At 41.8% G+C, this 13923-nt stretch carries 13 protein-coding genes; 7 read left to right on the top strand and 6 right to left on the bottom strand.

The window, feature by feature from the left end; translation table 11 throughout:
• The first annotated feature begins 158 nt into the window (after window positions 1-158).
• The 3 genes from DRW07_RS15380 to DRW07_RS15370 all read left to right on the top strand — a co-directional run bounded on the left by DRW07_RS15380 (window position 159) and on the right by DRW07_RS15370 (window position 2854).
• On the top strand, window positions 159-536 hold the full coding sequence (locus DRW07_RS15380; protein ID WP_124028838.1) for a hypothetical protein: 378 nt from the start codon (window positions 159-161) through the stop codon (window positions 534-536).
• A gap of 85 nt (window positions 537-621) precedes the next feature.
• A complete protein-coding gene (locus tag DRW07_RS15375) occupies window positions 622-1719 on the top strand; it encodes a hypothetical protein (protein ID WP_124028837.1) in 1098 nt (365 codons plus the stop codon).
• A gap of 250 nt (window positions 1720-1969) precedes the next feature.
• Entirely contained in the window at window positions 1970-2854 is an 885-nt protein-coding gene (locus tag DRW07_RS15370) for a type I restriction enzyme HsdR N-terminal domain-containing protein (protein WP_124028836.1), read from the top strand.
• A gap of 462 nt (window positions 2855-3316) precedes the next feature.
• Here the strand turns inward: DRW07_RS15370 and DRW07_RS15365 are convergent, their stop codons facing one another.
• The 5 genes from DRW07_RS15365 to DRW07_RS15345 all read right to left on the bottom strand — a co-directional run bounded on the left by DRW07_RS15365 (window position 3317) and on the right by DRW07_RS15345 (window position 8377).
• Window positions 3317-4228 (bottom strand): hypothetical protein, encoded by a 912-nt coding sequence (locus DRW07_RS15365; protein WP_124028835.1) that lies wholly within the window; start codon window positions 4226-4228, stop codon window positions 3317-3319.
• A 21-nt stretch (window positions 4229-4249) separates the two neighbouring features.
• Window positions 4250-4861, bottom strand: a complete 612-nt coding sequence (locus tag DRW07_RS15360) for a hypothetical protein (protein ID WP_124028834.1) — start codon at window positions 4859-4861, stop codon at window positions 4250-4252.
• A gap of 2 nt (window positions 4862-4863) precedes the next feature.
• The gene (locus tag DRW07_RS15355; RefSeq protein WP_124028833.1) at window positions 4864-5751 is read right to left on the bottom strand and encodes a TIGR04255 family protein; all 888 of its coding nucleotides are present in this window, start codon (window positions 5749-5751) and stop codon (window positions 4864-4866) included.
• 144 nt (window positions 5752-5895) lie between these two features.
• Window positions 5896-7185, bottom strand: coding sequence for a tyrosine-type recombinase/integrase (locus DRW07_RS15350; protein ID WP_124028832.1), 1290 nt, complete (start codon window positions 7183-7185; stop codon window positions 5896-5898).
• A 157-nt stretch (window positions 7186-7342) separates the two neighbouring features.
• Window positions 7343-8377 (bottom strand): serine hydrolase domain-containing protein, encoded by a 1035-nt coding sequence (locus DRW07_RS15345; protein ID WP_124028831.1) that lies wholly within the window; start codon window positions 8375-8377, stop codon window positions 7343-7345.
• Between the two features lie 116 nt (window positions 8378-8493).
• On the opposite strand from DRW07_RS15345, the gene DRW07_RS15340 reads away from it, so the two are divergent.
• The 3 genes from DRW07_RS15340 (at window position 8494) to DRW07_RS18540 (ending at window position 11535) form a co-directional block, all read left to right on the top strand.
• Window positions 8494-9054: a phosphoribosyltransferase gene (locus DRW07_RS15340; protein WP_124028830.1), complete on the top strand. Its 561-nt coding sequence runs from the start codon at window positions 8494-8496 to the stop codon at window positions 9052-9054.
• Window positions 9055-9149: 95 nt separating this feature from the next.
• Complete coding sequence (locus DRW07_RS15335) at window positions 9150-10949, top strand: tetratricopeptide repeat-containing diguanylate cyclase (protein WP_124028829.1); 1800 nt, start codon at window positions 9150-9152, stop codon at window positions 10947-10949.
• 85 nt (window positions 10950-11034) lie between these two features.
• On the top strand, window positions 11035-11535 hold the full coding sequence (locus DRW07_RS18540) for a prepilin-type N-terminal cleavage/methylation domain-containing protein (RefSeq protein WP_124028828.1): 501 nt from the start codon (window positions 11035-11037) through the stop codon (window positions 11533-11535).
• A gap of 6 nt (window positions 11536-11541) precedes the next feature.
• Here DRW07_RS18540 and DRW07_RS15325 read toward each other — a convergent pair whose 3' ends face one another.
• The gene (locus DRW07_RS15325) at window positions 11542-12768 is read right to left on the bottom strand and encodes a DUF418 domain-containing protein (RefSeq protein ID WP_124028827.1); all 1227 of its coding nucleotides are present in this window, start codon (window positions 12766-12768) and stop codon (window positions 11542-11544) included.
• 180 nt (window positions 12769-12948) lie between these two features.
• Between DRW07_RS15325 and DRW07_RS15320 the strand changes: the two genes are divergently transcribed.
• Window positions 12949-13857: a GGDEF domain-containing response regulator gene (locus tag DRW07_RS15320; RefSeq protein WP_124028826.1), complete on the top strand. Its 909-nt coding sequence runs from the start codon at window positions 12949-12951 to the stop codon at window positions 13855-13857.
• The last annotated feature ends 66 nt before the right edge of the window (window positions 13858-13923 follow it).

Genomic DNA, 13923 nt, shown 5'->3' with positions numbered 1-13923 from the left:
GATCACTTTTAATATAAAATCAATACCATTTAGAGCCAATAAAATTATGGGGTATAGTTTTTAACAGTTCTCACAATGGGAACCCAATATTAAAATATTGTTCGTATTATGAGAACCTGATAAGGTGTTTTTTTTGCAACAATAAATGGGAAGATGGAATGACTGATACAGTTCAAGACGAAGATAAAGGCAGGGCTTTTGCTTCTGGAGTTAGGGGAAAGTTGATAATGAGGATGCTACGTGCAAGCAACGACGAATCTACAAAGCTTCCAAAATTATCTATAGATATAACGTTATTTTTAATTTCAAGGGGAAGAGCTAAGCCGGTGCGAGCACTTTTCTACAAGGACTTACAGTCATTAGCAAGAAAGGTAGCAAGATTTTCAGGTAGAAAAATAGTACCGAGTAAGGGAGCCATGAGTTCAGCTTTAAAATACATTTCGATGGCTGGACTTTACGAGTACAGCATTGATTTACCAGCTAAAAAAGATAAACATGGGGACAAGCCTGGCGTTCGGCTCAAACTAATCAGGTAGATAATTTGTCGCGAATTCGCGACAAATTATCGCTGATATCTATATGTAAATACTAATTTGATCTTTTAGTACGAGGATCAAATTTATGACCAGTCATTTACTTAATGTAGTATCTCAACAAGTAACTATTCTTAATAATTTATACAGTGACAGTGGGCAATCAAAGGCTGTTAACGAACAAGCATTACTGGATATTCTCAACAATAAGAAACTACTACGTAAATATGGATATAGGCTCCATAAACAGTTATCAGGCAAACAAACTGCAAACTGTCTGCTAGACAAAATTGAGCTGACAGTTGATGTTACTGAGGCGGAGCAGGCATCCATATTTACGACATTGAAGAGGTTTAGTGCAAGTGTTACTGACTCGTATAAACTTCGGAATAGGACAGCCACAAGACAACAAAGATACCTCTCCAAGTATGCCAAAAGGTTATCTGTCGTTTTCAGTTCTGGCGTTAAAGTCGTTTTGCTCTATGAGCCCATCATGATAGCGAGGCGAATAAAGGTATCGTTCAACCCCAGTAAGTTGTCTGAAATACAGTTGCTCCAGTTCTTTAAGTTATTGAAGACAGCACTTGGGAAAGCCCGATACCAAGAAGTCTTATCTAGCTCGTTTTTAAACGTAATTGAGCGTGCAATCGACTTGTACCGAGTACCAAAGCTATTTGTTCACGTCTTATGCGATTCCAGAGCCAGCGTTACCTTCCTCAGACGTGATGACAGCAATGGTCTTTGGTGCGAATTTGAGAGGTGTGGCTCACGTAATTCTAATCCATTCAAAAACTACGACATCCCTGCCAGAGTTTGTAGGATCAAGAACCAAGACTATAGCTATAACCAGTTAAAGGATATCCAAGGCACTGTTCGTCTTGAAAGAGTATTCAATGGTCACAGTCAAAGTAATGAAAAACGCAAGAACCTTTCTTTGCAGAGTATAGGCACTATCTCCGAAGCATTCCGAGGTATCAGAGTAATGAAGCCTACTTTCTTCCCAGAACTCAACGACCAAGAAAAACTAGAGGTGCTTCGTAATAGTCTTCAAGCTGTTTTTAAGACAATCGAGCCGGGGAAGAAAAAAGCGGTATTGAAACATACTTGTATCATCGACAAGGAGAAAATCGAGTCACAGTTTCGCCAACTGCTAACTAATCTTGCTAATACTTTGATCAATGTATAGCAATTGTCATGACCTAAATAGCTATGGAACTAGCAACGGCATCTGTTGAAAATAGATACTGATAATGTATGTTGAAGGTAACTGTGCGCCAATTGCTTTAGCTACTCGTTTTAGATTCTAACTTCCACTTCGTAGAGCAAAAAAATTTAAGCCATCCTACGAAAACACAGAAAATGTTTTCTCAGCAGAAACGAGTGTTACCATAAAGGCTAGTAATTAGCTTTTATGCATTTTAGTTGGAACTTAGCATTTGAAATTTGAAAAATCCTTTAACCCAATAGAAGGCTTCAATTTCGAAGTTTTGGATGATCTGGACTTTAAAGAAGACTCTGTGAGAGAAGAGATAATAGTGCCAATAGTAAAGGCTGTTGGGTATGGTCCTTCTAAGCCCTTCAAGACTATTAGGAGTAAGGCTCTCGAGCATCCGTTCGTTTCTGTTGGTAGTTCCCGAAAGAAGATTACGTGCATCCCAGACTATCTTTTCGAGGTAAATGATAGATATTCTTGGATTCTTGAGGCCAAAGGGCCAAATGAGAATATTCTAGATGGCAAGCATGTCGAACAGGCATACTCATATGCTATCCATAGCGAAATAAGAGTTCCCCTATTTGCGCTATGCAATGGCAGAGAGTTCGTTCTTTTCCACATAAGTAAAAGCGAGCCTGTTTTACATTTTGACATGAGATCGCTGGCACAATATTACGATGTGCTAAAAAAGCATATTTCACCTGAACGTGTTATTAATACCGACTTCACTTTGGCGAAAGATTTTGGCTTGCATTTAAAGCGGATGGGCTTTTATGAATTTAAGAGCCTTATTTTTCCAGACGTACCCATTGGGTTCATTGCACAGTTAGATCCAAATCTATTTACCACGGGCTCTGGCATAAAAACAGAAGAAGGGGACAGCTACGTGTTGTCTTTCGATTTTGACGAGAAAATACTCAAACAGTTCGCAGGAAAAATTCCTAGTCAAGCAATAGATATGCTGATGCAACGTGAAGATGGACACAGAAAGAACGTCCAGTTCGCTGATGGAAATTTCTTGGTCAATATTGATTGTCGAGTAGGTAATGATCTACAAGAAAATTCGGATGAGATATTTTTGCCTTTTATTATCAATAGAGTTCTATGAACCTAACAAAGTAGGTGGGGCAATTGCCCGTAATGTGACGCTAAATGTAACCTGTTCGTATTAAGCCGAATTAGCTACAAAGTATTCTAAAGTTCTGTTGCTGTATCTAACGGGCTCAGAAGGTAAGTAGTAACTGGCTCCAACTAACTAAGTCAAACACCCCAACAAATTCGAAATAGTTACTGTTAATAGCCGCTGATAACGAAAATGGTTGTAAAGATAACAGCCAGAAATAGCTCCACGTTAATGCGGATTAACAGTTGCTACCCTTATGAGTTGCACTAAGCATGCTACTGTTCAGTACTCAACTGAACTGACTTATAATCGGAGCCATTAGGTTTTTGTATTGTGCAGAGTCTCCTGGCGGCAAGAGGCTTGTACTCTCAGTTCATACCTGTAACGAGTTCGATTCTGTTGTGTAAATAACAAAAAAGAACTGGTTAGTACAAATCACCTGTGCAACTAATCTTCTTCGTCAATTCTCTCGCCACTATCATCAGAGTAGCATAAGTATTCGACGTTATACTCTCGGTATTTAAAGAAGTCACTTAGCTGAATATCTGATGGCCTGAACGCAGGTTCTGGATAAATATCAGCCTCCACAACTTCTTCTGGTGCGTCTATCAGGTTATCTGCGACGTTGAGGATCGTGACCCTATCGCTTTTACCGTGAAGGTCTTCTAAAATGCTATAAAATTCACTGGCGATGTCTTCTTTAGCGTCGTCATCTACTTCATACAATAGTAGCGATAGAGCAAGGTAATAGTGTTCGGCGTCTTCATTCTCAGGAAAAACATACGCCACTAGCTTGTCTATTGCCGTGTTGCCAGTCAGAAGGTCATGAAGTCTCGTATCTTCACTATCATTTATAGCAGTTTTAACTAGCTGATTAACTTCATGAGGAAATGGCTCCCTTGCATACGAAAGTAATCGCCACTTAATAATAAGATTCTTGAAGTTATTATTGCTACTTATGATACTGTCCCGAGCGTCAACTATAGTCTGTTGAAATTCAGTTTTCTCCAACTGAACAATTAGGTCTGATTCTAACTCGATATAGCCGATATCATCATGAAGTACATGGATTTTATGAAGGTTTTTAGCAAGGATTAGACGTTCATTTTTCTTCGCAGGCTTCGCTATCGCTAATTCAATTGTCGGTTGGCGCTGTGGAGGTGCATTGAGGTCGCACTCTTGGGTTAAAATTACCGCGAAGTTTGTATCTTTGACAATGCTTATTTTGGCGCGATGTTTCTTTCTAGGTAATGCATCTAAAACCGCTTGCTTTTGAGTAGCATCAAAAATACGTAATGGAATAACACAGCCTTGTGTAATCCCGTTCTCATAAAAACCAGTCGACATCGTTGTGTCCATACTTCCTCAAACGACTTTTGGCTACGCGTAACGCGAATTCATCAATTTTCGCTTATCTTGAGTTTCTCTTGATATAGCTTTTGGTTCGGGGTGAGTTTGACCTTGCACCTTTTCGTGTACGACCTTTGCTAGCTCGACTAGCTCCTCATTGTCTACTTTGTTTGTTGTCATCCAAGACAATAAAGTTTTGCCATTTACAAGGACTCGTTTGATTGATTTTAGTGCGTCCGGATACGATGCACTAATTCTATTCACGGTTTCATATGCTGAATTATATAGGCGAACAATACCTTCGCTTGGTTGAGACTCGTTCCTATGATTGTAATAAGTGGCTCTGGACACGCCTACCATTTTAGCAGCTTGAGTTGAGTTAAAGTTCAGAACGGACTCGATATGTTTTTGAATCTCGCTAATTGATAACGCTTCTTGAGGTTGTGCTGGCTGTTCAAGACCTTCGGTTTGATTTACGACAAACACATATACTCTGTGCTTTGTATGAATATCATCGCCTCTTGAAAAGCTTGACTGCTGCTTTATCGAGAGAAATCTGTCTGCATAGGTGTTACCGCTAGCATATGCTCGCTGCTCTACATATGTTTCAGGATTAGGAGATTCTGCTACATATCCATCCATTCTTAATGCTCCTGCTTGATATCAACCCAGTTCCAGTCAGTTTTACAAACATCTTGGTTGATTAGTGAGTGAAAGCTCTCTTTTGCCAAACCATGTGTCTTGACGCAGAGTTGTTCAACTTCTTGACTGCCAAGTCCTATGTCATCCTGTGGCAGTTTACTTGCTTTTGTCCATACCATAGCATAGAAACCTTCTTCCAATACATTCAATGTCGAAGGTAAATCAATAGGCATCGAAAAGGCTCGATTTCTCTCGACTAACTGATTTGGTAGATATTTTATTTCTGGAGTCGAGGATGACTTTGGAAGCTGCTCAATCTCAATATCTAATCTTGTTCTATTGTCTTTGAGAACCCTTGTGAATCGCGTGCTACCTATTTGTAAAACATCATTGTCAGAGACGTCTTTAATTACAGACAGTGGTAATGCTTTATCCCCATGAGCAAAATAGTCTTGCAACTGCCGATCAGCTTTAGGCGCGATTATATCAACATAATTGAAACTGACTTCAGCAACAGAAAAATCTTGCATGGGTGTAACTGCTTCGGTCATAGCTTTCAAAGCTGCGAATATATTTCCAATGAAATCATTCGATCTTTCGTATCTGCTTGTTCTAAATTCGATTAGATTATTGTCTTTATCTATAACAAGGCAGTTTCTTTGGTCCATGGAGAAGTACGCCTCACGCTCCACCGTTAGGTTTTCTACCCTAGGAGTAGCCCCAGGAGTAATTGATGTGACCGAGTCTTTGGAATTTAACCGCTTTCTGAAAATTGTTTTTTGTAGAGCTTGTCCAACTGCTATTTCTTGCTCAAGGGTTAGATCTAGAAAATTAAACTTAAACTGAGCACAGACATAAACCAAAGGTGCGTCCTGAAATTTTCCATTCATAAACTTTGCAATTCCCAAAAGCTTTTAGTTGATTAGACACTTTTTTAGACACAGTGTAGCAATATAGTTCAATTTTCCCAAGAGGAGTTTTAGTTGGGAAAGCTGTATGTCTTTAAATGCATGTCAAAGCAGTAAGGAGCCGAGTCAGATGCATCCGCGTTTCTTATACTCAGCTTCCCATTCTTTAAACCGTTTCTCATCGCGTTCCATATTTTTGGCATCGACAGCTTGTCTTTTCTTCGATTTAGGCTGAGGTTTTTCTTGATCAAACGTAACTCCTGATAAAGTATCTGCAAACATCTCAGGTTTAACATGGCTATAGTGCTGCTCAATCATTGCTGCACTCGTTCCACATTGGCGTGCAATAACGTCCATGCTGGTTCCAGCTAGTAGCTGCCAAGTGATGTAGGTATGCCTTAGCGAGTAAAGAGTTCTTGGACCTCTGGGAGAATCTTTTAGCGCGGAGCTTTGTAGTGCTTTTTCGAATGCTTTGCCCAGCTGTGGTGTCGACTCACCGTTCGCCAACAACAATAGTTTTTGATTCGGAGTGCGCAATGGAAAACGTTCGCGAAGTCGAATTAATGCACCTATGACATCCCGTTTACAAACCACCTTTCGCGTACCTGTGTACTTTGTGGTTTTGCCTTTTGTTACATGGATAAAGAACTGGGCCTTGGAGCCTTGAGTCTTAATCTCAATGTCTTTCCAAGTCAGGTTCTCCATCTCTGTACCGGGTCTGATACCAGTATTTACCGCAATCTCGCAGTAGTCATAGAGCAACTCTCGAATCTGTCTGGTTTTTTCACTGTGAGCGTTTCGCTCACCTTCGTAGATTTCTTCAAGTACAGCTTCGTACTCTTCCTCTGAGAAAGCAGCACGGCGTGTACCAGCTTCACCTTTTGATGATAGCACTGGAACTTGAGCGGCTATCATCCATTTCTGCTCAATAGCTTCCTTGAATACAAGGTGTAATGCCGAATTATGTGTTTGAAGTGTAGATGAAGCTGGCGGTTTACTCATTTTCCTCTTACGCCATTCATCGAATTTCGTTATGGCTTCTTGGTCTATGGAAGTGACGAACGTGCGAGCAAAGTAGGGGATGTGATAGTTTTCTAGTGCTCGGATATAGTCTTTGTAAGTCCGCTTTCCACCGCCATGTTCAAGCTGATGTTCCAGCTTTTTGATAACACGCTCAGCAACATCCTTAAACCGCTTGCTCTGTACCAAGCTGTTGTTTTCATGTCTTATTTGATGGTCAAGAAAGATACGATGTGCCATTGCGATGGCCTCATCCTTATCTTTCTTCTTGGTCGATTTACACAGCCATTTTTTATGATTTGTCAGTATAAAGCGCGCATACCAACGTTCACTGTTATCCTGCTTAAAGATATACAGTTCGTCATTGATGTTGTGTCGTTCAATTAATATAGCCATGCTGATAGTAGATCATGAAACGCTGGCTTATGCAAAGAATTTGCAAAGAAAATAAAAAATCAACTAAAACAAATAATTAAAACCTTGTATTACATTGAAAATCCGCGTGTCGGTGGTTCGATCCCGCCTCTGGGCACCATTATTCCGGAAGCCCTGCTCAATGAGCGGGGCTTTTTTGTTTTGCCAGCAAGTCCACAATACGCCCATACAAAATATCTCTGTAAAGAATGGTTTCTTCACCCGTTGTATTAATGAAGAGCACGACTGTCGCATCGAGGGCGGGGTGATATTTAACCACACTGATATAACCCAGTACCCAGCCAGTATGTTCGTACTCATAAAGTGATGAGTATATTTTGCTTTCTTGTTCAGAAAACAGTGTGCCATCATTCAGTGCTTGGACAAAAATTCCGACGTCTTCTGCGGTTGCAACATAACCCTGGTCCAAGAATTTAAAATCATCCTCATAACCGACATGATAGCCACTCATAAGTTGGCTCGAGGGTACATTGCTAACTGAGAAATACGTTTGCGTTAAACCCAGTGGCTCGAGCATTACTTTTTCAATATAGCGCTCATAGCTATAGCCCAAGACAGCAGTCATGATTGTCTGAAGTAACAGGTAGTTACTGTTGGAGTAAGCATAATCTTCGCCGGGCTCAAAGTCTGCAGGCATGTCCAATACCAGTGACATAACGTCAAGTGATGACTCCCCCCAATTAAAACTCGGGTGATCGGTAAAATTGGGAATGCCACTTCGGTGCTGAACCAGCATCTCCAGGGTAATGCTATCCGCAAACTGAATCCTCTCGCCCAGTTCTGGCAGGTAGTCAGAAAGCGTGCCTTGTAGTGAAAGCTTATTGTCTGCAACCAACTTAGCGACCGCTGCCGCATCATAGAGCTTGGCAATACTGGCTATTTTAAACAATGCCTGTGGGTAGGCAGGTATACGTGCCTGCCGGTTGTGCCAACCCGCTGCGTACATCTGAGCGGGTTTATCTTTTTGCTTGATATAAACAATTACACCATCAATGTCTTGTTCAATTATCTCTTCAACAACACCTTCCATTGAGCTTGGCAAAGGGTATAAATAATACAGAGCCTGCTTCCACGGAGCGAGAAGATAGATGCTGGCTAAAGTGACGATAGCTGCCGTAACCCGCATGGCTAAAAGTGCTTTTTTGTTCTTCATTACGACATCTCTTTATCATACTAAGGTCACCCGCTAGGGCGATATATTCAACAGACGTACAAATCTTGTATACTGACCATATTCCATATTTATTGTTTCTTCCATAAGGTGTCTGTATGTCATCTAAGTTATTCATTACTTCGCAAGAGTTGTTAAGAGACTCTTTTCGCCTTGCCAATAAAGTCTATGAGGACGGTTTCCGCCCCGATTTTATTGTAGGCATATGGCGTGGTGGCGCACCTATTGGCATAGCGGTACAAGAATACTTTGATTTTAAAGGTGTTGAAACGGACCATATCGCTGTGCGCACTTCATCGTATTACGGCATTGGTCAACAGTCTAAAACCATTAAAGTGCATGGCCTGCATTATCTTATTGAAAATGCCAATTCAGAGGATTCATTGTTGATTGTTGATGATGTGTTTGATTCTGGTCGCTCTGTAGAAGCGCTGATCGAGCATATTAAAAAATTGTCGCGCTTAAATACACCCAGTGATATCCGTATTGCTTGCCCATGGTACAAACCTGCCAACAATAAGACGAATCTAACCCCTCATTACTATGTACAAGAAAGCGAAGAATGGTTGGTTTTCCCACACGAATTATCAGGATTAACACCTGATGAGCTCATAAATGGTAAGAAAGAGTTGTCTGAGATCAAAGACTTGTTAGTGTAGTCAGCCTATTTGAGGTTTAGTGTTTTCCTCATAGTGTATTTATCTTATATTCAACGAGCAATTTAGTCTGTTGTCACTAATTCAGTCGGGTAATAATGTTGAGAAAAGTCCTGTTAACACTCGCGTTGCTGTTTAGCGTATTTGTGGCACAGGCTGACTATGCGCAACAGCTAGCACTTTCCCGGCAGTTGAGTGAAAAAGACCCAGAGCGTGCGATAGCCATAGCCAAAGAATTACTGGACTCTGTACAAAGAGAACAGAATCGCTTGATGGAAGCTGAAGCTAGACACAGCATTGGTATTGCCATGCGAAAGCTGGGACAGTATAACTCTGCGGTAGATCAAATCCTGATAGCCTCGAAGATTTTCGCAAGTCTGAATAAGCCCAAATTACAGGCAGAAACTTTCAATACCCTGGGGTTAATTAGAAGTGCACAAGGACAGTTTGCACTATCTCTTGAGCTTCATATAAAGGCGCTAGAAATTCGGCGCAGAATTGAAGACAAATGGGGAATTGCAATATCTTACAACAACCTTGGTAACAGTTTCAGAAATGCAGGAGAGCTTGATAAGTCCATCGAATATCTCATGCAGTCTATCGAGATAAAAGAAAGTCTAGACCGACCAGCCAGCCTAGCCCACTCCTATAACAATCTCGGTCATACATACCGCCGTATGGAAGACTTTTCGAGTGCAAGAGACTATTACGTAAAGGCCCTCGACATCAGAAAAGACATCAACAATCAAAGTGGTGTCGCGAGTTCTCTTAATAATATTGGTACGCTCCTTCATTTAGAGGGAAACTACGAAGAAGCGCTAACGCATTTTCAACAAAGCCTGGAGATGCGTCGCGCGTTGGGAGACAAAATCTCAGAATTGGGTACGCTTAACAACATAGGCAGTACACTGAATAAAATGGGGCGGCATGAGGATGCACTACAAACCCTATTCTCTGTATTAGACGCTGATCAAATTAGTGGTGCACCTGTTATTCGCACCGAAACACTGCAATTGATTTCACAAACCTATGAAGACATGGCCTCTTATGCTCAAGCGCTGTCTTACCATCAACAATACTTTGATGAATACACTAAGCTCTTTAACGAGGCCAATTCAAAACAGTTAATGAACATTCAAGCTGATTTTGGGGTGAAAGAAAATGAGCTAAAGGTACAGTATTTACAAGAACTGACAGAGGCCGAGAAAAAAGCGAGAAAGACTGAGAATACTTTGTTAGGTGTTGCTCTAGTGCTATTAGTTTTTGTGTTGTTTTTGCTCGTACAACGACACCGCTTTACGGTGAAATCGAAAACAAAATTACAAACGCTTAATGCAGATTTAGAGGCGAAAACAGCCAAGTTAGCTGAGGCTAACGACTCTCTCGCGGAATTATCAAAAACCGATAGCCTAACCAACATATTCAATCGACGGGTTTTTGATGAAACAATAGAAAAGCAACTCCTTGTTGCAACAAGAAAACAGGAGCCACTTTCGCTGTTCATTGTAGATATTGATTACTTTAAACACTTTAACGATGAGTTTGGTCATCAGCAGGGTGATAAGGCATTAATAAAAGTGGCTGAAATTCTTGGCACAATCTGCAAAAGGCCCGAGGATACGGTATGCCGATATGGTGGTGAAGAATTTGCGATCGTATTGGCCAACACGCCACAAGCAGGTGCTCAACAAGTAGCAGAAAGTCTGCGTTCGCACGTTGAACGGGCCAACATTGAATCATCTGCAATATCTCCGTACCCCTTTTTAACTATCAGCATTGGTGTTTTCACGCTAGTGCCAGACGAAAACAGCTCGGTTGAATTTATCATTGGCCGAGCTGACAAAGCGCTGTTTTCTGCTAAGAAGCTTGGCCGGAACCAGGTTGTGTCAGTGGTATAGGCGATTTTTGAGCCAATTACTTGGCTTGAACACGCACAGCCAGTAGTATAGCTGAAAAAATTATTCAACTAATCGTGCTAATATAATGAAAATAAAAGGATTTACATTAATCGAGCTGGTGATTGTCATTGTGCTTATTGGGGTCCTGGCTGTTGTGGCCGCACCAAAATTTATCTCTTTGTCAAAAGATGCAAGGGTTGCGGCGCTTACAGCGCTAAAGGGAGAAATGCAGGGTACAATTGATTTAGTTAAGATTAAAGCGCGTCTTAATGGCCTCAGGCCGGCTGCCGAAAACCCCGGCGGCAGCTCTCAAACTGAGTTTTTGGTAGATTTTGGCTACGGTGCTTCTGAAGTGGATTGGAGAAACTTATGTCCTGAAGCCAGGGCTGAATTGTCAGACTCTCTGGTAATGGCTGATTACCTTAATTTATCGGAAGAATTTTTAACCAGAGAAACCAATCGGTACGCCCTGATTGGCCTAGAATTACCTGCATCGGGCACCCCCACCGATGAGGGGTGCTATATCCTATATGACTCGTTTGGGTTCCCTGATTGCACGCTTACGTTGGTAACCGCGGACTGCTAGCAGGATCTATCGTTGTGCGAGTATTGGTGAAAGTTTCAATTGATTGACACTCCGCCACAGCCATTCGACGGGCCCCTGCGCAAATACACGAAGCCATAGTGTAGAAAGGCCAATCTGAAATAAACCAATAGTTAACGCGATAAGCATTAATTGTAAGCGGTTTAATTCACCCCATAGTCCAAACCCGTAGCCATAAAAAAGCAGGGCGCAAACAATAGACTGAGTGAGATAATTAGTCAGAGCCATCTTTCCAACGGGTGACAGCCATCGCTGCAACGGGGAGTTTAGGGTTCGGATTAAGGACAAATTTATCAGCGCCATATAGCCAATTGAGATTGCTATGGAGCCTATGGTTGTCAAAGCTAGGCTGTACTCAAAGAAATGATTGAAGTGCCAATCGGCAGCATAGTTCGAGTACAAAGTTGCAACCGTAATGACGTAGCCTACACTAAGGCTGCTTATTGCAAGCCGTTTATAGGTCGCAGCCGGCTTTCGTCCTTGTAGTAAACCACTTTTATACAGTGCCATTCCCAGCCACATGAGACCGGCAATTTTTAACAATACAGCACATAAAAAATGCAGCAAAAACATGAAAAACTCAGGGGTTTCTTCACTTTCACTTCCTTCACTGCGCGACGTTGCACCCATCACATCGCTATAGCAACCTAGCATGGCTTGTCTGTAAGTTTCAGTATGCTCCGAAGATGGGTGGTAAAAATTTATGATTTCTTGAGCCGCTTCTGGAGGCATACTGTCGAGATCTACATCACTTTGCCAATGTAACCAGACAGAACCCGCCAACGCTATAGCTGCCAACGTTCCAAGTACAGAAGCAGGCAGGCGATAAAATAGAAATGACACCATGCCCACTATCGCGTAGAACATTAAAATGTCGCCTTCCCAAATAAACCAAAAGTGACAGACCCCGATCATGAGTAGCAACACCATACGACCGTAAAAAGATCCAGCCGCCGCGCCCTTTTTCTGAATAAGTTTTTCAGCCAGTAACGCAATGCTTGCGCCAAAAAGTAGGCAGAACAAATTCATAAACTTCTGATCAGCGAAAACAAATAAAAAACTAAAAACAACGTGGTTTAGTGCCGAATCGCCGGCGTAAGCCATGGGGTTTAGGTAGGCACCAAAGGGCATGGAAAACACGATAATATTCATGAGAGGAAGGCCAAGCAGTGCAAATCCTCTCAAAACGTCCAGATTGGCAATCCTTTCGCTCATAATTCTTCCTTATTTTTCAACGCTTCTGATCAAATAGACCTCCAATATAGCCTCATCCCTATGTAGATGCATTACTTAAGAAAATTTAAATGTAACAAAACTATTTGCGCATTTGGCCTCGATGGCGTAATACTTAATTTCCACACGATTAAAAAATGAACAGTCTTTTTCTGGTTAATTATGGTTCAGTCGCAAACCTCAGAGTTGTTTGACTCTCGAATTCTTATTGTTGATGACAATCCGTCTGAGGCTGCAGCCTTGCGACAGGGCCTTGTTGATTTTGAAAATGTTGCTGTTTTTAATTCAGGCGAAGATGCCCTGACCTATTGCCGAACGCATACACCACACCTCATTATTTTAGATGCCAAGATGCCCCATATTGATGGCTGGACAATGTGCCGAAGGATAAGAGAAATGGGGTTACTCACCCGGTGCCCAATAATTTTCCTGACTTCATGTAACAAGGAAGAAACTGAAATTGCTTGCTGGGAATCGGGTGGTACTGACTTTCTGAGAAAGCCCGTGTCACCAGCGGCGCTAAACATGCGGGTTATGTCTCATCTGACCACATTCTGGCATATCGAAATTAGCCGCCGGCTACTCCATACGGATCCTTTAACCGGGCTGAAGAACCGCTACTTTTACGACAAGCATATTAAAGAGCAGCTTGCCTATGCCAACCGTTATGAAGGTGATTTGGCCCTTCTCGTTATCGATGTCGACCACTTTAAGCGATACAACATTGCCTATGGAAATGAAGAAGGCGATACCTGTCTTCGGAAAATTGCCCATATTTTGCGTAAAGCTATCAATAGAGAACCAGATTGCATATGCCGCTTTGGCGGTGAGGAGTTTGTGATCATATTGCCAGCAACCAACTTAATCGGCGCTATGCATGTGGGCCAAAAAATAGTGAGCGCAGTGTCAGAAGCCAAATTAAAGCATAGTCATGCCCCCAGTGGCGTTCTGAGCGTATCCGTGGGCGCGGCTTCTTTTCGTTCTTTGGAAAATGACGCTTGTTCACTCATTGAGAAGGCAGAAAAACAACTGACGTTGGCTAAAGAGTCTGGTCGTAATAAAGTGGCCTGAACATTACCCTTTTGTTTTACTTGCAATTCATGCCTTATGCCGTATAAATGGCGCGAGAAAAATTAC

This window comes from Paralteromonas sediminis (genome assembly GCF_003820355.1).
Taxonomy (GTDB): Bacteria; Pseudomonadota; Gammaproteobacteria; order Enterobacterales; family Alteromonadaceae; genus Alteromonas_F; species Alteromonas_F sediminis.
Note: the sequence above shows the minus strand (reverse complement) of the source record. Positions and strands in the feature narration are given on the sequence as shown.